11 protein-coding genes and 2 pseudogenes are annotated in these 20155 nt (G+C 70.1%); 4 read left to right on the top strand and 9 right to left on the bottom strand.

Translation table 11 applies throughout. From position 1 onward, the window contains the following. Nucleotides 1–779 precede the first annotated feature (779 nt). The 3 genes and pseudogenes from QIY60_RS32325 to QIY60_RS32315 form a co-directional block, all read left to right on the top strand. Nucleotides 780–1511 carry a class I SAM-dependent methyltransferase gene (locus QIY60_RS32325; protein WP_283145701.1) on the top strand — a complete coding sequence of 244 codons (732 nt, stop codon included), beginning with the start codon at nucleotides 780–782 and terminating at the stop codon, nucleotides 1509–1511. Then, nucleotides 1510–1596, top strand: a pseudogene (locus tag QIY60_RS32320) (IS5/IS1182 family transposase); the annotation flags it as partial. The gene QIY60_RS32325 and the pseudogene QIY60_RS32320, both read left to right, overlap by 2 nt. A gap of 63 nt (nucleotides 1597–1659) precedes the next feature. Further along, nucleotides 1660–1986, top strand: a pseudogene (locus QIY60_RS32315) (transposase); the annotation flags it as partial. Nucleotides 1987–2411: 425 nt separating this feature from the next. Here the strand turns inward: QIY60_RS32315 and QIY60_RS32310 are convergent. The 8 genes from QIY60_RS32310 to QIY60_RS32275 all read right to left on the bottom strand — a co-directional run bounded on the left by QIY60_RS32310 (nucleotide 2412) and on the right by QIY60_RS32275 (nucleotide 15849). After that, a complete protein-coding gene (locus tag QIY60_RS32310) occupies nucleotides 2412–3137 on the bottom strand; it encodes an SMI1/KNR4 family protein (RefSeq protein ID WP_283145700.1) in 726 nt (241 codons plus the stop codon). A 1284-nt stretch (nucleotides 3138–4421) separates the two neighbouring features. Next, nucleotides 4422–5642, bottom strand: a complete 1221-nt coding sequence (locus QIY60_RS32305; protein WP_283145699.1) for a cytochrome P450 — start codon at nucleotides 5640–5642, stop codon at nucleotides 4422–4424. A gap of 63 nt (nucleotides 5643–5705) precedes the next feature. Further along, nucleotides 5706–6632 (bottom strand): alpha/beta hydrolase, encoded by a 927-nt coding sequence (locus QIY60_RS32300; RefSeq protein ID WP_283145698.1) that lies wholly within the window; start codon nucleotides 6630–6632, stop codon nucleotides 5706–5708. A gap of 10 nt (nucleotides 6633–6642) precedes the next feature. Beyond that, on the bottom strand, nucleotides 6643–7638 hold the full coding sequence (locus QIY60_RS32295; RefSeq protein WP_283145697.1) for a 3-oxoacyl-[acyl-carrier-protein] synthase III C-terminal domain-containing protein: 996 nt from the start codon (nucleotides 7636–7638) through the stop codon (nucleotides 6643–6645). Continuing rightward, nucleotides 7635–9839, bottom strand: a complete 2205-nt coding sequence (locus tag QIY60_RS32290; RefSeq protein ID WP_283145696.1) for an MMPL family transporter — start codon at nucleotides 9837–9839, stop codon at nucleotides 7635–7637. Before QIY60_RS32290 ends, QIY60_RS32295 begins: the two co-directional genes overlap by 4 nt. A 200-nt stretch (nucleotides 9840–10039) precedes the next feature. Beyond that, on the bottom strand, nucleotides 10040–13306 hold the full coding sequence (locus QIY60_RS32285) for a BTAD domain-containing putative transcriptional regulator (RefSeq protein WP_283145695.1): 3267 nt from the start codon (nucleotides 13304–13306) through the stop codon (nucleotides 10040–10042). Nucleotides 13307–13605: 299 nt separating this feature from the next. After that, complete coding sequence (locus QIY60_RS32280) at nucleotides 13606–14850, bottom strand: IS110 family transposase (RefSeq protein ID WP_283145694.1); 1245 nt, start codon at nucleotides 14848–14850, stop codon at nucleotides 13606–13608. A 150-nt stretch (nucleotides 14851–15000) separates the two neighbouring features. Further along, nucleotides 15001–15849, bottom strand: coding sequence for a hypothetical protein (locus QIY60_RS32275; RefSeq protein ID WP_283145693.1), 849 nt, complete (start codon nucleotides 15847–15849; stop codon nucleotides 15001–15003). 435 nt (nucleotides 15850–16284) lie between these two features. Between QIY60_RS32275 and QIY60_RS32270 the strand changes: the two genes are divergently transcribed. Next, entirely contained in the window at nucleotides 16285–18174 is a 1890-nt protein-coding gene (locus tag QIY60_RS32270; protein ID WP_283145692.1) for an SMI1/KNR4 family protein, read from the top strand. Nucleotides 18175–18916: 742 nt separating this feature from the next. On the opposite strand, the gene QIY60_RS32265 is transcribed toward QIY60_RS32270, so the two are convergent. Then, on the bottom strand, nucleotides 18917–19843 hold the full coding sequence (locus tag QIY60_RS32265) for a VCBS repeat-containing protein (protein WP_283145691.1): 927 nt from the start codon (nucleotides 19841–19843) through the stop codon (nucleotides 18917–18919). Nucleotides 19844–20155 lie beyond the last annotated feature (312 nt).

Here is a 20155-nt window from a genome sequence, read left to right as displayed (position 1 = left end):
GACGGTCGGCACCTGCTCGACCCGCTCATGCCGTGGTTCATCAAGGCCGGCCTCGGAGCAGGCAGGTGGACACTGTGGTTGATCCCGCCGCCCCCGGCCCAGCCCCCACCCCTCCCCTGCTCCCACAGCCTGCTCAAGGCTTGTCCCGTAGCGCTTGGCCGCAGTTGAGATTCTCGGCATTGCCTGCCCCCGCAACCTGTGCTCGAAGCTGAGATTCGGCAGGTGGCAGCGGCTGCGGTTGGGCAGAGGTCGGTGATGCGGATGCGGATCACCTCAAGGCTCGAACGACCTCGCGTAGCGTCCGTCGCACGCCGAGAGCTCGGTCCCGGTGGCGTCGAAGCAAGAGCCTCAGCCCCACGGCGCAGCCCGCCCGTATGGCCGCGCCCCGGGCGTGCACCCACTGCGACGTACAGGCCGCGCGACCAAACGGGACGGAAGACCGCTCCGGGCAAAGGAGTTGACGCATCGCAGCGACGCTGACTCGCGATGTGTCGCTTCCGCCTCGCCACTGGCCAAGGAACAGACCACGGCGGGCGTCGGCGACGCCCCGCCCGCCATTCATCTTGAAGAAGGTGTCGTCCGGGCGCCACGTGCCGCCCGGGGAGGCGACGTCGGCGGCGCGGCACTGTGGAGTAGGGCGGGGGCAAATTGCGCCTATCGCGTGGACATCGGGTGTGGCGGGGGGCGCGGCGCAGAGTCGTGCCGCCGGGCCCCATAGCCTCGAGGTCTTACGGAAGGCGTCTATCTCCCTTTCTGGCCCCCACGACTAGGAACCCGCCATGGCCGCACAGGACATCGCTCCGCCCCTGCTCACACGCGACCGACTCGACGAAGTCGAAGGGTGGTTCTTCGCCGCAGACGTGTTCCTCTTCGACTGGCTCCTGGCCCACCAGCGCGCCCAGGGCATCTGCGGCGACCTGCTGGAGCTCGGGGTCTACAAGGGCAAGAGCGCGATCCTCATCGGCTTTCACGCGGCGGACGGCGAACGGTTCACCGTCTGCGACCTGTTCGATGCGGGCGAGGCTCCCGACGACTCCACAGCCACCGAGATGCGGGTGTACTACCCGACCCTCACACGCCAGGTGTTCGAGGCCAACTACTTGCGCTTCCACCGTCGGCTGCCCACCGTGATCCAGTCGTCGTCCTCCGGCATCACCACCCATGTGCCCGAGCGCAGCTGCCGCTTCGTGCACATCGACGCCTCGCACTTGTACCACCACGTCCGCGTCGACATCGCCGCCGCCCGCCAGCTGCTGACCGAGGACGGGATCGTCTCCCTCGACGACTTCCGCAGCCCCCACACCCCAGGGGTTGCGGCGGCCACCTGGGAAGCGGTTCTGACGATCGGCCTCAAGCCAGTGGTACTCACTGAGAACAAGCTGTACGGCACCTGGGGCTCCCCGAACGACGTCCGAGACACCCTCGCCGACCGTCTGGCCACCCACCCCACCCTGTGGGGCGTGACGGAGGACGTGGCGGGCCACACCCTCCTGCGGGTCCACTCCCGCTAAGCAGTTCCGCGCGGTTGCGACCCGGTTCGACAAGCTCGCCGACCGCTACCGTGCCGAAGTCGTCCTGGCCTCCCTGATCCTCTGACTCCGCGAGCCCGCCGTGCCTGTAAATAGAACGGTGTAACTCCGATCATGGAGGATCACCTGTATGACCAGCGAGAACGTAGCCACAGCAGAGTCCCGGGCAGAGGTCGTGAAGAAGGCACCGCCAGCAGGACTGGACGAGCGATTCGTCGAGGAGCTCGTGTCCCGGGCCCAGGCTGACGGGCTGCAGCTGACCGGCGAGGGCGGGCTGCTGCAGCAGTTGACGAAGCGGCTGCTGGAGTCCGCGCTCGACGGTGAGATGACCGATCACCTCGGCTATGACAAGCACGACCCGGCGGGCAGGAACGGCGGCAACTCGCGCAACGGCAAGCGGTCCAAGACCGTCCTGACGGACGTCGGGCCGGTCGAGATCGAGGTGCCCCGGGACAGGGGCTGCGAGGCGGTGGAGGTGTGCGACAGCACTCCTTGATCCTCACAGCGCGCCCCTATGTCATGCCGGGGCCCAGTCGACACGGTTCACGAATGTGACGGGGCTCCGCCCCATGCCAGGGAGCGGGCGTGCGGGGCCGGAGCGGAGCCCGTGCCGGGCTGACCGCACACCCCCGGGAAGGACGGGGGTGGGGGCCCGGCACTGGATGCGATCATCACCAGCCGGGCCCCGTCCGCCCGACGACCACGGGCCCCTCCCCCGCGGTGCCCCCAGGTGTCGCACTACGGGGGCATCTGCTCAGCTCATCGGTGCACCTCACACCCGGCGCCAGTCGGCCGACCGCAGTCACCACTGGGGCTCTCCGATCTCAGGCTCCACTCGGCCGTGACGGACAGCGTCGCGGCTAGGGCCCGCGGCTGTCGACTTCACGCCCGAAAGGAAGGTGAGATGCCGCCTTCGGGTACCCAGGTCCAGGCGTCGCCGCCGAGCTCGTCGAACGGATCGCCGTCGCTGTCCGGCCAGCCGAGCGCGCCGCTGGCATGCAGGGCGGGCCGGTAGCCGAAGGCCGTGCCGCCGCTGTCGAGCGCGGCCGCGATCTGCTCGATGTAGTCGACAAGAGTGCCGTACTCGAACTCCACCACCCCTTCATCGCCCCATGCCCCGATCTGCCCATCGTGCGGGTCGAGGAAGAAGCCGGACATGGAGGAGTCGAGGGTGTCGGCGGCGAAGGGGATGAGCCGGTCGTACTCCTCCTCGATGCCCTGGTGCACCGGATGCTGCCTCATCACCTCGTCGAGGGGGAACCAGGCGAAGCCGGTGTGGATGCCGGGGCCGGGAAGGAAGAGAGCGGCAGCCCACCGCTCCTCCCAGGTGCGGGAAGCATCGTCGGCCGGTGCGGGCAGCGGCCCCGCGCTGTGCGGGTGGCGCCCGAACTGCTCCTGGTCGTAGCCCCGGCTGCCGTCGTGCAACAGGTAGAGCGCCCTGAGAGCCGCGGGAAGGGGGAAGCCCATCGTGGCCTCCCATCGCTCGATCCGGTCCGAAGTGGCGGGTGGGTTGAGCATGGCGCGCGAGGCGGGAGCGTAGCGGCCCATCCACCTCTCGATCCGCTGCCACGCCCGCTGCACGCGTATGAAATCGTCGCTGCTGGTCACATCCGGGAGCCTATCGCTCACGCCGACAACCGGACGGTAGGGAATCCCCCGCGCAGTGGCCGAGGGCACTGCGCGGGGGTGAGTCCCGCTCATACAGCCTTGAGGTACCAGCGCTGGTTCCTCTGTGCGTAGCCGAGGCACTCCCACTGCTGGAAGTTTGCCCTGTCCTGGGTCGAAACGCCCTCGACGTCAGACACTTGGCTTTGTCGACGAGAACCGGGTTCTCGTCGACAAAGCCACTGCGGCACAACACGGTGCAGGAGATGGCCGACGAGCTGTTCGGCCTCTCCCAGCCGACAGTCTCGCGGTACGCGGCGCTGCTGCGGCCAGTAGTGCGTGTCCATCCCCCGGAACAGAGCTTGGTCATGATCCGCGATCGTTCGGCGGAGAAGCCCCCCGGGGGCGCAAGTCGGTGGAGCCGATGGCCGGGCGGCTGGGAGTGGCCCGCCAGAATCTGGGCCACTTCGTAGCCCAGTCGCCGTGGGACTACCGGGAGGTCATGCGCCGGGTGGCTGCTCGCGCGGTTCGCGTCGTCCGTCCGGCAGCATGGATCATCGACGACCATCCCTTCGTCCGCTACGGGCACCACACCGCCGGGGTACCGCCTCCCCCGCAGGGCGACGACGGGCCTGCGGAGCAGGCGGCGTACTGGACGGCGCGCCGTTTCCGTCGCCAACTCGATGTTCAGCACGGCTTCGTCAACGCCCGTGGCTGCGGCGTGATCCTGAGATCGTGCGGCTGGTCGCAGGTTGGAGCAGGGCGGGCGGCTCCATGGCGTTCGCCCGCTTCCACAATGAGCCAGGCTCTCCGTATGAGCGGATCACCGGGTGGACTCAACTGCGGGCGCCAGAAGAACAGGCGTTCGTTCCTGAGCTCCTCCCCTACGTGACGGAAGCCGCCGGGGTCATCGACAAGAGACAGTCGAGCGGGTCCACCCCCGAAGCTGCGAAGCTAATCGGCGAAGCCAACTGGGCTGCCCCCTGTTCTGCGGCATCGACACAGACTCGCGCGTGTACGACTCCTACGACCTGCTCACCCTCGGCGATCACACCGGCAACGGCCACGTGGACCTGCTGGCCCACTCCAGGGCAGCGGTGTGAAAGACGGGCACCGAGGTGAAGGAGGGTACACGGCGCTTGGCTGAAGCCCGCGGACCACTACTGGCTGAGGGATGCCGGGAAGTGACCGCACCAGCCGATGGCGAGGACCGCCAACTGGCTCGGCCGGGAACTGCTGACCACGTGATGAGCGGAACCCGGAGCGACGCTCCCGCGGTCGCGTGCCTCATGCGGCAGAAGGAGCGAGGGAGACCTCCAGACGCGCCGGGCCACGCAGGGTGATATTGGGTTTGTAGTCGAGCACGTCCTCCTCCAACTGTGCGTCCGAGAGGCGCGGTGCGAGCGTCTGCAGGGCGATGGTGCCTTCCAGCCGGGCCAGACCGGCACCGAGGCAGAAGTGCGGGCCCGCGCTGAAGGCGAGGTGGTTGTCCGCGCCCCGGTCGATGTCGAAGCGGTCCGGTTCGGGGAAGACGGCGGGGTCGCGGTTGGCAGCGGCCAGCAGGAAGGACAGCTCGCCTCCGGCCGGCAGTTCGACCTCGCCGACCCGCATCGGTTCGCGGGCGAACCGGTTGGTGAGCTGGACGGGCGGGTCGTAGCGCAGGGTCTCCTCGACCGCCGCCGCGGCCTTCCCCGGCGACTTGCGTACGGCGTCGAGCTGTTCGGGGTGACGCAGCAGGGCGAGCACGGCGTTGGCGATGAGGATGGCGGTGGTCTCGTAACCGGCCGTCAGGAGCAGGATGCAGGTGGAGACGAGTTCTTCCTCGCTCAGCTGGTTCCCCTGCTCCCCAGCGAGGACTAGGCGGGAGAGCAGGTCGGTTCCGGGAGTGCGGCGTCGCTGGCGGATCAGGTCCTCGAAGTACCGGGTGAACTCGCCCAGGGTGGCCTGGATGGCCGACTTCATGCCCGGGTCGGGGTGATGGCGTACGGGCGGCGGGTCGAGCGCCACCTGGGTCAGCAGGTCCGACCAGTGCTGGATCTGCTGCCGGTCGGATGCCGGTATCGCCAGCAGCTCGCTGATCACGCGGACCGGCAGCGGGTAGGCGAACTGCGACACGACGTCGAAGCGGCTCTCGGGGCCGAGTTCGGCGGCCAGCTCGGCGGCGATCTGACGGATGCGCGGCTCCAGGCCCGACAGAGCCTGGCGCGAGAATGCCTTCACCACCAGCCGGCGCAGCCGGGTGTGGTCCGGCGGGTCCATGGACAGGAAGGACGGCACGACCGGCCGCCTGCTGATGACGTCTGCGCCATGGGTGATCCGGTCCGCGCTCATTCTGGGGTCGTGCAGCAGCCTGCTGCATTCGGCGTGGCTGCCGACGACGACGCCCAGGCCACCCGCGAAGGGGAAGGGGGACCTCTCCCGCAGGCGGTGCAGCACGGGGTACGGGTCCGCTCGGTTCACCGGGTCGTAGAGCCGCTCCAGGAGGTCTGTGGGGTTCGTCGTCTGCATCGGTTCACCTCTCGTTCGCGTGTCGGGTGCCAGTGGTCGGCGTGGATGACAGGGCAGGAAGGGTCAGAGGGGGTTTCCGTCGTCGCGGATCTCGCCTTCTCCCTGGTGTTCGGGCCCTTCGGGCCCGCGTCGCTCGCGTCGTTCGAGGGAGGCGTAGAAGGCCGCGAGGGCCTGGGTGACCGGTTCCGGTGAGGTGTACGGAAGGAAGTGCTCGCCGCCCGCGACGACTTGGAAGTCGCAGTGGTGGCCGATCAGTTCGGCCATGCGGCGGGCCTGAGCGACCGTGAGGAGGGCGTCGCGGTCTCCGCAGAGCGCGAGGACGGGCACCCTGATTTCGCCGGCGACCGGACGGTGTTCGACGATGTTGGGCAACACACTGTGGGTGAACAGCTCTGCGAACCGCGGGATGCTCCGGGCCTCCTCGCGGATCCAGCGTGCTTTCACCCGGTCTCCGCTGAGGTAGTGGCCCAGCAGGAGCCGCAGCAGGGGCGATGGGGAGAGCCACCGCGAGGGATGCCGGTGGACCAGCCGGATGATCAGGTGCAGGGGCAGGGGGAAGGTGTAGCGGTCGGCCAGGCCGAGCAGGCACAGCGAGCGGCAGCGGTCGGGGCGGCGCCTGGCGAAGTCGTACGCGGCGGAGCCGGTGTCGCTCCATGCGAAGACATGCGCGGCCGCGATGTCCAGGGCGTCGAGGAGGAGTTCGATCTCGGTGGCCCGGTCGCGCACGCTCACCCGCGTGGTGGCGCTCAGCCGCGGCTCATACACGAGGAACTCGTGCCGCTGGGCGAGAGCGCGGATCTGCGGGACGTACACATGGTTCGTCTCGGCGACCATGGGCAGGCACACGACCGGGCTGCCCCGGCCCAGGCGGGCGCACCGCAGGGTGGAGCCGTCGGCCAGGGCCACCGGCTGCATCCGGTGTCGCAGCCAGGCCCGGTCCTCTTGGCCCCGCGTCCGCAGGTTGTCGGGGGTGTCGCCGCGTGTCTGCATCACGGGCTCCTCACAGCTCAAGGGCGGCAGCGCCGGTGGAGAAGCCCAGGCCGAAGCTGCTGAGCAGGAGTTTGGTGCCGGGAGTCAGCCGTCCCTCACCTTTGGCGAGCGAGAGGTTGACCAAAATGCTGGCCGAGCCCATGTTGCCCAAATGGCTGACGGGTGTGGGCAGGATACCGAGAGGCATGCCCATGCGCCTGAGCACCATCTGCAGCAACCGGACGTTGGGTTGATGGGCGATCAGCAGATCGACGTCGTCGCGCTTCCATCCGGCTTCGTCCAGGACGGCGAAGATCAGCTCGGGCACGACGTGCGCGCCGACCCGGGCCAGCCGCTCGCCGTGCATCGTGTAGTAGCCGAGGTCGAGCACGAGTCCGGTCTCCCGCCGTTCGAGGCCGCGCACCGGCACGGAACCCAGCTCCCACAGGTCGGTGTGGCTCTCCCAGCGCAACGCGCGCAAGGTGAACGGGATGCCCTGCGCACGGGTCGCGGACATGACCGCGGCGCCCGCGCCGGAGCCGAACAGGCCCGCCGTGCCGACGTCATCGTGGTTCACCACAGGGAGGAAGTTCGAGGCCGCCGACAGGATGACGCGTCGGCACCGCCCGGCCGCGAGCATCAGCTGTGCGACCTCCAGGGCGGCGATCGGTTCCGCGCAGGCCCCGTCGATGCCCAGGGGGCGCACCTTGTGCAGTCCCATGTGGCCGCAGAGGACCGCGCCGGCCGGCGGGGTGACGTGGAGCAGTTCGTTCTGAATGTGGATGAGGACCGTCTCGGATCCCAGCTCGTCCGCGGCCAGCCCGGCGTCCTCCAGGGCCATGGTCACGGCCGCCGTGGCAAGGGTGAGCGCGTTCTCGCCCGCGGCGGCCGTGCGGCGCTCCACGATGCCGGTGCGGCGCTCCAGCCAGTCCGGCGGCAGGCCGAGCCCGACCGCGGTGTCGGCGTTGCGGACCACCGCCGACCCCACCGCGTGCCCCACCCCGGCCAACTCCATCTCCACCGTCATCGCGCGCCTCCGTTCCCGGTCCACGTCGGCCCCTCCCCTTCCGGCGCGGCTTTGCGTGCCGGGGCCCCGTGTCGTACGGGCATGCCTTCCCGTATCCAGCTCGGAGCCCACCAGTTGGCCGATCCGAGCAACCGCATCAAGGCAGGGACGAGGAGGGCACGCACGAGCGTGGCGTCGACGATCACCGCGGTCACGGCGCCGACAGCGAGTTCTTTGATGTAGACCAGCTGGGAGCCGGCGAAGGCCCCGACCGCGACGGCGAACAGCAGCGCGGCCGAGGTCACCAGGCGCCCGACGCGCTCCAGCCCGTGCGCGATGGCGGCGGTGTCGTCCAGTCCGGCCGCGTGTCCCTCGGCGATACGGCTGAGCAGCAGCACTCCGTAGTCCGTGGAGAGCCCGAAGGTGACCGCCAGCGTGAGGACCAGCGTGCTCGCCTCGACGGCGTGGACGGCTCCCGGGGGCTGTCCGAGGCCGATCCACTGGAAGACCACCACCAGCACGCCGGTCGCCGTCGCGAGGCTGAGCAGGCTCATCACCAGGCTCTTCAGCGGCAGCACCGCCGACCGGGTGAAGACCAGCAGCAGGAGCAGCGTGGTGGTCACGAGCAGAGCCGCCGCCCACGGCAGGCGCCGCTTCAGGCCGGCGAGTTCGTCCACGAAGTCCGCGGTGGTCCCGCCGACCCAGAACGGGGTGGCCGCACGCACCTCCCTGATGCGGGCCACAAGTTGTCTGGATTCCTCACTGAGATCCGGCGCGGTGGAGACGGCGTCGATGCGCCACACGCCGCCGCCCAGGTAGCGAGGATCCCCGACGCCCCGCGCCTCCGGCAGGCGGGCCACCTCGCGAGCGAGGGCGGCCAGTTGATGTTCCTGCTCCGGCCCCGCCCGCACGGCCAGGTACGGCTGGGCCGACCCCATGGCCGGGTCGGCACGGTCGACGGCGTCGAGCGCCTGCCGGGCGGGGGACGCGCCCGGCAACTGGTCGCCGGAGAACCCGGTGACCTCGAGCCCCAGCACGGGCAGCCCCCCGAGCAGCAGCGCCGCCGCGGCCAGGGCCGCGATCCGCACCGGCCGGCGCATCACGGCGTGGGCGAGGCGGAACCACGGGCCGCTGGACTCGGGGCGGGTGTCGCGGGCCGCCGCGCGCCCGAGCCACCGGGGTGCGAGCGCGTCGACCCGGGGGCCGAGCAGGACCAGCAGGGGCGGCAGGATCAGCAGGGTGCACACCACCGCGACCAGTGGGGCCACGATGCCGCCGATGCCCATCGAGTACAGGTACTGCTGCGGGAAGACCAGGAGCGAGGCCAGCGCCGCCGAGACCGTCAGCGCGCTGAAGACGATGGCCCGGCCGACGGTGTGCAGCGTGCGGGCGAGCGCGGGGCCGCTCGCACCGGTCCGGGCGAGTTCCTCGCGGAAGCGGTTCACCATGAGCAGCGCGAAGTCGATCGCCAGCCCCAGGGTGAGCGCGACGACCAGATTCGAGATGAACGCCGACAGGCCGATCCCGGTGTTGATCAAGCGGAGCGCGCCGAACGAGACGGCGATCGCCGCGCCACCGGCCAGCAGCGGAAGGGTTGCCGCGACCACCGAGCGGAACACCCACAGCGACAGGGCGAACAGCAGCGGGAAGGCCACCAGTTCCGCGGTGCGCAGATCACGTTGGATCTGGTCGAGCATCGTGGACTCGACGACGGACAGCCCGCTGACGCGCAGGCCCGGTTCCCGGCCGAGTTCCTGGGCCAGTCGCTCCGCCGAGTCGCGCACCTGGCGTTCCGGGCCGGTGCGGAAGGTGACGGTGAGCAGCGCCGACCACCCGTCCCGTCCGACGAGGTCGGTGCGGCGGGGGGTGAGCGGGCTGGCCGCGGAAGCCACCGCGGCGTGCCCGGCCACCTGCCGGGTCAGACGCTCCAGCCGCGTCCGCGAGGCAGCGGCCGTCACACCATCCGGAAGCGGGACCAGCACGACCAGGTCGGGAGTGGCCCGCGCCCGGGTGGCCTCTTCCACGAGGCCGCGCGCCTTGGCACCGGGCCCATGAGGATCCTCCAACGCGCGAATGCCGGCGGACAGCTTCTGGGAGGTGGGCGTACCGTAGTACGCCATCGCGCCGACCGCGCTCAGGACGACGAGGAGCAGCACGACGGGCCGCCTCGCCACCACGCCCGCCCAGTAAGACCCCACCCCGGATCGGGATGACTGCGCCATGCCACGCCTCCTCCCGGTCCTCAAGGGCTTACCGGATCAGCACCGGCCGGGCAACGCGGCTTCTACTCTCCTTTTACTCCCACCTGCCACGGTGGGAACCAGCCTGATTCTTGTTGTGTTGTGCCCTCCGTCCCGCCGAGAAGCTCGGTTCTGTGGTCTGTCTCTTTCTGGCAGGGCCGGGCGTGCACGCCGTGCGCCGGTCATCTGGCGTGCGGTCCGTCGTACGGCGGCGCCGCGCTGCCCTCGTAGAGGCGCTGGCCCTCCTCCCGGCGCCGCCGTGCGACCACCGGCTCGTCGACCGCGTCCAGCGCGTCGGCCAGAACGCGCAAGGACCGTGCCGTGCCGAGTCGGTGACCGATGCCGCGGTGGACCGTCAGCGCGCGTTCGGCCGCGTCCCGCGCAGCCCCCGGCTCCCCCAATGCGGCTTGCGTGGCGGCGAGTTCGGTCAGCGCCTCGCCTTCAAGGATCCGCAGGCCCCGCTCCCGTGTGATCCTCAGTGCGGTCTCGGCCTCCGTACGGGCCTCGGCGGCACGGCCCAGTCGGCGGTACGCACCCGCCTTGCCGATGCGCGCCGCGGCCTCGTCCCGCAGGACGCCCCACGTGGCGGCCAGATCCAGTGCACGCGCGTGATGCTCCAGCGCTCCGGGGAAGTCGCCGAGGCCGTACAGAACCGTGCCGAGGGTATTGAGCACCTCGGGCTCGAAGACGCGGCGCCTGGTCCGCCGGGCGACGGCGTGGGCCCGCTCCGCGTGCGCGCGTGCCTCGTGGACGTGACCCTGATAGAGGCGGACCGCGGCGAGTTCACACAGCGCGGTCTCCTGGAAGTAGGAGAACCGGGGCCGCGTGTCCGCCTCCTCCAACGCCTTCTCCAAGAGCCGCCGTGCGTCCTCCAGGTCGCCCCGGGTGCGCTGGAGGAGTCCGAGGCCGCGCAGCACCAGGGTACGGGCGAGGTAACTGTCCGTGGACTGGCTGATGGTCCAGGCGGAGCGGAAGCACTCCTCGGCCTCGCTCAAGCGCCCCCGGTCGACGTGCACATACCCCAACGAGGCCAGGGGCAGGGCGGTCGCTGCGTGGTTGCCGTCGGACCGGTAGCTGTCCAGGGCGCGCAGAAAGGCCTTCTGCGCCGGGGCGAGCCGACCCCGCTCGCGCTCGACGGCCCCGAGGACCACCAGGGCGTTGCCGCGGTCCGTGTCCCTGCCGAGTTCCTCGTACAGCGCCACGGCGCGGGTGCAGTGCTGGAAGGACTGCTCGTAGTCGGCGACCTCCCAGAAGACATTGCCGAGGTTTTCGTGCATGGCGGCCTGGCCATCGCGGCTGCCGCCGGTCACGGCGGCACGCAGCCCGGATCGCGCGGCCGACAGCCAGTCGGCGCGCTGGCCGGTGTTCAGCAGGTGGCCGTGGAACGCGTCCACGGTCTGCCAGGCGAAGGCGTATGGGCCGTGGCGGGCAGTGTGGGCGATGACAGACAGGAGATTGTTCCGCTCGGCGCTGAGCCAGGCGTAGGCCTCGTCGGCACTCGCCAGCTGCTGGGGGTGCACCGCGGGGTCGGCTGGTTCCTCGTCGCCGCGCGCGTAACCGGAGTAGTACGCTCCGTACAACCGGCGCGAAGCTCTGTCGCAGGTGGACAGGTACCACTGGAACACACGTCGCAGGGCAGCCTCGCACTCCGCTTCCCCGTCCTCCTCCCCGGCGCGCTCCTGGGCGTACTGGCGCAGCAGGTCGTGGAGGTGGTACCGGCCCGCCGTGTACATCTCGATGAGATGGCGGGAGACCAGTTCGTCCAGGGTCCGCTCGGCCTCGGAGTCGGGGGCACGGCAGAGAGCGGCAGCGGCCAGGGCGGTGACGTCGGAGCCCGGCGCCAGACCGACCAACCGGAAGAGCCGCTGGGCGGGGACCGACAGCGCACGGTAGGAGAGGTCGAAGGCGGCCCGCACCGCCGTCTGCGACTCTCCCCCGATCTTGAGCTTGGCCAGCCGATTGCCCTCGCGCAGATCGCGTGCCATGTCGGCGATGCGCCGGTACCGGCCGCCGATCAGGTTGGCCGCGCTGATCCGCAGCGCCAGCGGGAGCCGACTGCACAACTCGGCCAGCTCCCCGGCGGCCTCGCGCTCGGCCGCCACCCACTCCTCGCCGACGGTGCGGGCGAGCAGAGCGACGGCCTCCTCCTCCGTGAAGACGTCCAGGCCGATCCGCTGCGCGTCGTAGAAGGCCGTCAGCCCGCGCAGGTCGTTGCGGCTGGTGACGACCACGAGACAGGTCGAGGAGCCGGGCAGCAGCGGCCGCACCTGGTCGACCCCGGCGGCGTTGTCGAGCAGTACCAGCATCCGCTTGCCGGCGAGCAGGGAGCGATAGAGCGTCTCCTTCTCCTCCTGACTGTCCGGTATCCGGATGGGCGGCACACCGAGGGAACGCAGCATGTGGGCCAGCGCCTCGTCGGCGGTGACGGGCGATGCCGGGGCGTAGCCGCGCAGATTGAGATAGAGCTGGCCGTCGGGGAAGCGGTCCGCCACCCGGTGCATCCAGTGCACCGCCAGCGTGGTCTTCCCCACCCCGGCCAGGCCGGTCACCGAGAAGATCACCAAAGTGTCCGCGGGACTGGGGTCCTTCAGCGGCAACAGCGCGTCCAATTCCCGCACATGGCGCGAGCGACCGGTGAAACTCCCGGAATCCGGGGGGAGTTGACGGGGCACCGGGACAGCCACGCTCTGCGGCGCGGATCGCTCCAAAGAAGGGTCGGCCCGCAACACCCGCTGGTGAAGCCGCTGCAAGGAGCGGCCCGGCGCGACCCCCAGTTCGCTGTCGAGCAGGTGATAGAACCGGCGGTAGGCGGCCAGCGCGTCCGCCGTCCTGCCGGACCGGTACAGCGCGAGGACGAGCTGCGACCACAGCCGCTCCCGCAGTTGATGCTCATCGATCAGCCGGTTCGCCTCGCCGATCGCCTCCGCCTCCCGGCCCAGGCTCAACAGCGCGTCGATACGGTCCTCACGCGCCACCAGCCGCAGCTCTTCCAGGCGGCTCGCCTCGGTCACCGCGAAACCGCGGTCGCTGACCCCGCCGAGGGCCGGCCCCGACCACAGATCCAGCGCCCGGTCCAGCAGCCGGATCGCCGACTCCGCCTCTTCCTCCGCCAGCGCACACCGCCCGGCCTGCGCCAGCTGTACGAACTCCAAGGCGTCGACCTGCCGGTCGCTCACCCGCAGCGCATAGCCCGCATCCTGCCACCCTCCGGCGCTGACCAGTACCTCATAACCGCGCTGGGCACGCCGGTCGGGCTCCAGCACCCTGCGCAGATGCAGAATGTGGGTACGCAACGTGGCGACCGCTCCCGCTGGAGCGCCCTCCTCCCACAGCAGGTCGATCAGCCGTGCCTTGCTGACCGCCTGGCCCCGGGCGAGCACCAGCGCCGCGAGCAGGAGCCGCTGCTGCGGGCCGAGCCCGCCCTTGCGGCCTTCGGCCTCGACCCTCACGGGCCCCAGGATGCGGATGCGCAACGCACCCTCCGGGTCCGGACTCACCGCGAGCGCCACCGGTCCTCCCCGTCCGCCTCACCCATCCAGCATCCTCGCTCTGGGTGCGGCGCCGTCGGGCCCGGCCGCCCCTGTCTCAATCTACTGGCACGCCTATCTTTCGGACCTTCACGCGCACGGCTTTCGGTCGCGTGCGCCGCGGCCCCGATCGGACCTCCAGCGGGGACTGTCCTGAAGTTGGGTCTGGTCCGAAAGCAGAAGATGAGGCCAGGTCGGCGGGGTGACCGGCGGGATGGGTTTCAGGGGGCCTCGATGGGGTCGAAACGGATGGTGAAGCCGAGGGCGTTGGCCTGACGGGTGATGCGGCGCATGGCCCGCTCGGGGTCGTACTTGGCGTAGTAGTCGCCGCCGAGGTCGGCGTATTCGGCGTCGTGGGTGAGCATGTGCCAGATGGCGGTCAGGATGGAGTGTTCGAGGGCGACCACGGCCTTGTTCTTGCCGAGGCGGGGCATGAGCCGGTGGTAGCGGGCTCCGAGGTAGGTGGTCTGGTGGGTGCGGGAGGCGGCCATGGCCGCGGTGCCCAGTGCGGCGCCGAGCCACCGGTTGCCGTGCCGGCGTCGGCCGGACTTGTGCTTGCCGGCGGACTCGTGGTGGCCGGGGCAGACCCCGGCCCACGAGGCGAGGTGGCCAGCGGTCGCGAAGCGGGCCATGTCGGCGCCGGTCTCCGCGACGAGGGCTTCGGCAACTCCACGGCCGACGCCGGGAACGGTCTGCAGCAGCTCAAGCTGACGGGCGAAAGGGCCCGTCTCCTCCTCGATCCGCGCGGACAGCTCGCCGATCGCCGCGGTGAGGTGGTCAATACGCTCCAGGTGGAGCCGGCACAAGAACGCGTGATGCTCACCGAAGTTCCCGGTCAGCGCCTCGACCAAGGTGGAGATCTTCGGTCGCATACGGGCCTTGGCCATCCCCGCCCGGGCATGGACGTCGCGTTCGCCCTCGATCAGGGCGGTGAGCATGGCCCGTCCGGAGACGCCCATGATGTCGGTGGCCACGCTGGAGAGCTTGATGCCCGCGTCCTCCAGCTCCTTCTCCAGCCGCTGGACTTCGCGGGTCCGCTCCGCGGTGAGGCTCGTGCGGTAGCGGGTGAGGTCACGCAGGTGCCGGACGGGTTCCGGCGGTACGAACGATGCTTTGAGCAGGCCGCATTCGCCGAGCTGGCACAGCCAGGCCGCATCGGCGACGTCGGTCTTGCGGCCGGGCAGGCCCCTGGCGTGGGCGGCGTTGACCAGGATCACGTTCAGGCAGTCCTCCAGCAGGTAGAACGCCGGCCGCCAGTAATCGCCCGTCGCCTCCATCACCACCAGCGTGACCTTCTCCGCGACCAGCCAGTCCCGCAGCCCAAGCAGCGCGTTGGTCATGGTCGGATACGTGCGGATCTCCTGCCGCCGCGAGCGCCGCCGGCCTGGATTCGGGGTGCGGACGCACGCCTTGAGGTCCTTCTTGCCGATGTCGAGCGCGGCGCACCGCTCGTGCAGTACCTCCATGAACCCCACCTCCGGGACCGGCAGTTGTGCACAGGTGCCGTCCGGAGGAGCCACAGGGCTGATAGGAGTCTGGTCCGCGTGCTGCCGCAACAATCAACGGTCCCTGTCAGCGGCCCCCGACGCCATACTGACACGCGAGCTCACATGGCATCACAGATCCACCGGCGTCCCGGACGGACACGAGCCCATTCTCCCGCCACCACGGCGGCCAGCGCAGCGGCCCCAACTACTGACACGAAAATAGGTGCGGCTCTCGTGGAGTGGGTTCGGCTTTCGGGCCAGGAGGTCGTTGTCGTGCCGGTCAGGCCGGGGATAGAGGCGTTGGCGTTCTTTCTGGATGTGAAAGTGCCAGTACGCGTCGAAGTCGCCGTTGCTGATGAGCGCGCGGAGGATAAGGACGGCTTCGGCGCCCGGGACGCTCCACCTGGAGCCGGTGATGTCGAGGCGGTCGGCCACCAGGTGCCTGGCTGCTCCCTCGACGATTCCGCTGGCGATCGGCCAGCCGGCCTTGAGGGCGTGGTCGTAGCGGACGAAGTCGGCGTTGTTGGTCAGGTAGCGGCAGGCGGCCTCCACCGCGGTCCGCTGCTGGTCGGACAGTCGGTTCCGGTCGGCCTCGGCGTGGATGTCGGCCACGGCGCCGAAGGTGTCACCGGCCAGGATCCGGACGGTCTTGAAGCCGACCCAGGTCTCCGTGTCCGGGTCAGTGGCGGGGTGGAAGCAGCGGGCAGCGGCCCACAACTTCTCGACCACGTGGACGACGTCGAGCACGATATGGATCTCGACGCCGCAGCGGGCGGCCTCGGCCTGGATCAGATCGAGTTGGTGGGTGGAGTCCTCGGCGCTGTCGATCAGCCACACGTCCAGCGGGCCGGACGGGGCTTCCGTAGCGTACTGATGCCATGACGACGCGGCCACTCGCTCAAGGCGCCGCCCGACCAGGTAATCAGGACGCACGCCAGCCCCATGCAACGGGCACTCGTTCAACCGCTTCGACTCCACCCAGCGACCGTACCGTCAGGCAACACCCCACCCATGAGGGCTGGGGCCATCAAGGGCATGGCATCCCCTCCGGGCGGGCGGGATGCTTTCGCCCGGCTACCGGTAGTCCGTTAGATCAAGGTGGAGTGTAGAGGTCCCTGGCCTGTGGTGACGGCGTTGATGAGTTCTTGCAGTCCCGGGGTTGGTCCCTCCCTGCCGAAAGGTTTGTATGGCGGCCACGGGCATCACGCCGCCCACGGCCCGCGACAACCCCCGCCGCCTGCTGCACGCCCGACCGCCGTGGGCCTGTCTGTCCAAAGCCGAGACAGCATGGCCCCAAAGCTGGACCGGCTCACACGACGCCGGTGGCCAGGAGGGCGAGCAGGGCGTCGAAGCGCTGGCCGGCCTACTCGTGAGCGCAGGCCGCTGTCAGTGGCGGATGGCAGCATCGGGCATATGACGAAGACGACAGCGTTCGACTGGCGGCCGTTCCTGCTCAGATGGAGCGGGGAGTGGTCGGATTCCCTGCCCGATGATGCGGCCAGGAGTGAGAAGGATGAAACCGCGCGGCGGGTGCGGTGGTTGGGGTTCCCGCCCGCCTCTGAGGAGCGGATCGCCACGATGGAGGAGCGCTTGGGCCGGCGGATACCGCCGTCGTATCGGGAGTTCCTCAAAGTCAGCAACGGTTGGCAGCATGCCGGGGGGTTCATCTTTCTGCTGGCGGGGACCGCGGACGCTCGCTGGCACGACAACGAGTCCGGGCTCGCGGACATGTTCGAGGAGTATCTGGACGACGACGCCGGACCTGAGGAGAGGCGGGAGGCGGACCTGTGGCGGCGCGGGCTCCAGCTCGACGTCGAGTCCGATATCACCCATGTCCTGTTGGATCCCGAGGACGTGGACGAGGAGGGCGAGTGGGCCGTGTACGTGTGGTCGAGTTGGCGGGCCGCGCCGCCCGAGCGGTACGCGAACTTCGGCGAGTTCATGCGGGGCATGTACCGGGAGTTCCACAGCCTGCGGGCACGCCCGGCCGACGGGTGGCCGGAGTTCGTCAACGACACCACGCGCGAGCTGGATGCCCGGGTGGAGCAGGCCCGGCTGGAGGCGCTGCGCGGTGACTGGGAGCGTGCTGGAGACGTGCTGGACGAGGCGAAGGCGTACGGCAGGCCGCGGGCGGTGGGGCTGGGTGACCAGATACGCCGTCTGCTCGGGCGGACCTACATGGTGTACTTCGAGGACGTGGTGAGCGACCCGCGGTACGCCCCCGATCTGCTGCCGGCTCTGGTCGCCGAGCACGCGGCGCACTCGCACCGGGACGACTCCACGCTTCTGTTCCATCTGCGGGGGGCCGGTGACGTGGTGTCGCTGGCCTACGCGACGCTGGAGCAGGTACGCAACGGCACCTACCGGTACACGGCGGCCGGACCGTTCGGGAAAGCGGTCGAGCGGGCACGGGAGCTGGCGCGCTGGGGCGACACCGACGGGGCGTGGCGGACGCTGATGGACGCGCTGCCGCTGTGGCAGCCGCTGGGGCCCGACCACCTGGCCCCGCTGGGGTGGGTGGCCGACCCCCTGCTCGGCCCCCTGCTGACCCCGGAGCGGGGCCGCGAATTGCTGTCCACCCCCCGGGGCAGACAGACGGGCGAGGCACCGAGCCGGCCGGCTCGCCTCGACCCGGACAACCTGGCGTGGCTCGCGGACCCCGAGCCCCACCGCCACCTGTCGTCCTACCGGTTCGTCCTGGTCGAAGGAGTGGGGCCGCAGGACCTGCCCGGGCGCCTCGCGGACGGCAACGACGCAGCCCTGAGCAATCCCCTGACCTTCAACGAAGCGCGCTTCGGGTTGCTGGGCGGGCAAAGGGAGTTCTCGTCCTACGACGACAAAGCCCTCATGATGGTCGGCCGGGCCGGGACCCGTTGGAGTTTCGCCTTCGACGGCGACCCCGCGCATCTCGACCCGCAGCGGTTCGTCTCCCCGGCCGCGGCCGCCAGCGCGGGCACCCGCGTGGTGGTCGTGTGGAGCGGCCTGAGGGCCCGGCACGGGGAACCGTTCTTCCACCTCTCCGTCGCACACGACGGTGCCGAGCAGTACGCCTTCACCTACACGGACGGAGCCATACGCCGAAACGGGAAGACACCAGCGGCACTGGACCCGGACCGGTTCTTCGGCTCCCGGGAGGAGGGCACCGAGGCGGAACGGTTGCTGCTGGAAGCCGTGGCCGACGAGTTCGATGTCCACCTGCCGCGCCACGCGATCACGGCCGGACGGCTGCACACGTTCACCACCCGCTCCTGGACACGGCCGCCGGGGGACGGGGAGACGTACACCGTGATCAGCTTGAGCTGAGGTGCCGCGCGCGGAGGGACAAGGCAACGCAACGGGGAGAACCCCGCTTGGCCCACTGCCGGCGAGGTACGACCGAGCCGACGCCGATGACGATTCACGAGCGCCGCATGCAGCGGCCTCCTGCGACAACGGCCGCCTTGCCACGGCGATCGCCCGCGGCGCAGGCCGCCGCCGCGCCGGATCCGGCGATCTCACCATGCCACGACGGCGTCCACCATGGCGGAACCCACAGTTCCAGGACGTGCCACAGTGCCTTGCCATGGAGACCACCCTGGAGCTTTATGCGGAGCGCCGTGCGGGTTCTCGGCGTCGGGCAGAGCGGCACCACTCCTCCACCTCCCGGCGCGCACCCCGGGATGCACCCGTAATCCGCGCAGGATTGTTCTCCGTGTGGGCCGGCGGCTGCGGCTGACGGTCCGGGAGGCTGCAGGGCCAAGCCGACTCCCCCGGCTCAGGACACATTCCGACCCCTGCCGGGGCCCGTCGGCGGATGCTCAGCCGGTGTGTTGCTACGCGGGGAGCGGCGGTGCCACGTCCGTGGATCTGACGGCCCGTTCTCGCCGGGTGGCAGGTTCGCGCGGATCAAGGCAGCAATGGCGCGGTCGGGCACAGCCGCACCCGAAGGGCTCCGACAGCCCGACAACACGCACATGTCAGCCGACGACAACGTCGGCAAGGGTCGCACTCCAGTAGCGGAGGGCGACCCTTGCCTCAACGACTGCCGGTCACAGCCGCGTTCCGATCAGAACAGGAGGCGGTAGGTGTTCCAGCCGCCGCCGATCTTGACGCGCTGCTTGTACGGTGTGGCGGCATTGCCGGTGCCCTTGTAGAGCCACAGGACGCCGGAGCCGTCGCGGGCGAGCAGGTCGGTTTTGCCGTCGACGTCGACGTCGCCGATGGAGAGCAGGGTGTTGTAGGCGTTCCAGCCACCGCCGATCTTCGTGCGCTGCGCGAAGGGGGCCTTGTGGTTGCCGGTGCCCTTGTACAGCCACAGGGTGCCGGCCTTGTCGCGGGCAACGATGTCGGCCTTGCTGTCGCCGGTCAGGTCGCCGTTCCCGGCGATCTGCGTGTACTGGCCCCAGCCGCCGCCGACCTTGTAACGCGAGGTCAGCTTGCCGTCGCCGTACCCCAGGTACAGGTAGAGCGTGCCGGAGGAGTCACGGGCGAGCAGGTCACCGCCCTTGGCGCCGCCGAGATTGCCCGGGGACAGAACCTTGTCATAAATGTTCCAGCCGCCGCCGACCCGGAAGCTGCCGTCCTCGCCGCCGTACTGGAGGCTGCCGCGGGTGTCCCACAGCCACATGCCGTCGGGGGCACTGTCGCCGTCCTGGTCCACGAAGGCGCCGTCCTTCAGACCCCGGGCGTCGAGGCCATCGAGGGACAGGCGGCCGGCGAGACCGCCGTTGCCGTCCCGCAGATACATCCAGGCCCGGTCGGAGCGGTCCACGGCGAACAGCGGGCGAATGCGGGACTTCTCCTCCTCGTCCTGCTGTGCCGCCGCCAGACCTGCCTTCCCCTTGACGGCCTGGGCCAGCGTGAAGGGCGAGGGGGTGCTCGGGGTGTCGGCGGCGAACGCCGGTACGGCGGTGCCGGCAAGGACGGCGGCGACCGCCGCGGCAGCGAGGCGCGCGGCTATCCGCCTGCGCGTACGGCCAGTGGTTGTGGCCACGTAACTCTCTCCATGGGTTGCAAACGAACGTGACGTGCCGTCGGCGACCGCCGGAACAGGGGTCAAGCCGGGAGCCGACACGTGATCATTGAGATCCTTGCACACGGTGTTCGCCTGTCAACGGGTTAAAAATCACACGGGAAAGGAAGCCGGAACTCCTCAATCTCAAGGGAGGGCAGCCTTTATGAAGCACCGTTGAGTAATAGCGAATCCGCATTCCAGCCGTCAGGCATCCCCCTTCCCCGGGGAATTTCACGGGGCGCAGCCGGGGCTGGGGCGGCGCGGGCCGAGGCCGCACTGAAGTCCCTCCGG

Source organism: Streptomyces sp. BPTC-684 (assembly GCF_030028635.1).
Classification (GTDB): domain Bacteria; phylum Actinomycetota; class Actinomycetes; order Streptomycetales; family Streptomycetaceae; genus Streptomyces; species Streptomyces noboritoensis.
This window is presented reverse-complemented; position numbering and strand designations above follow the sequence as displayed.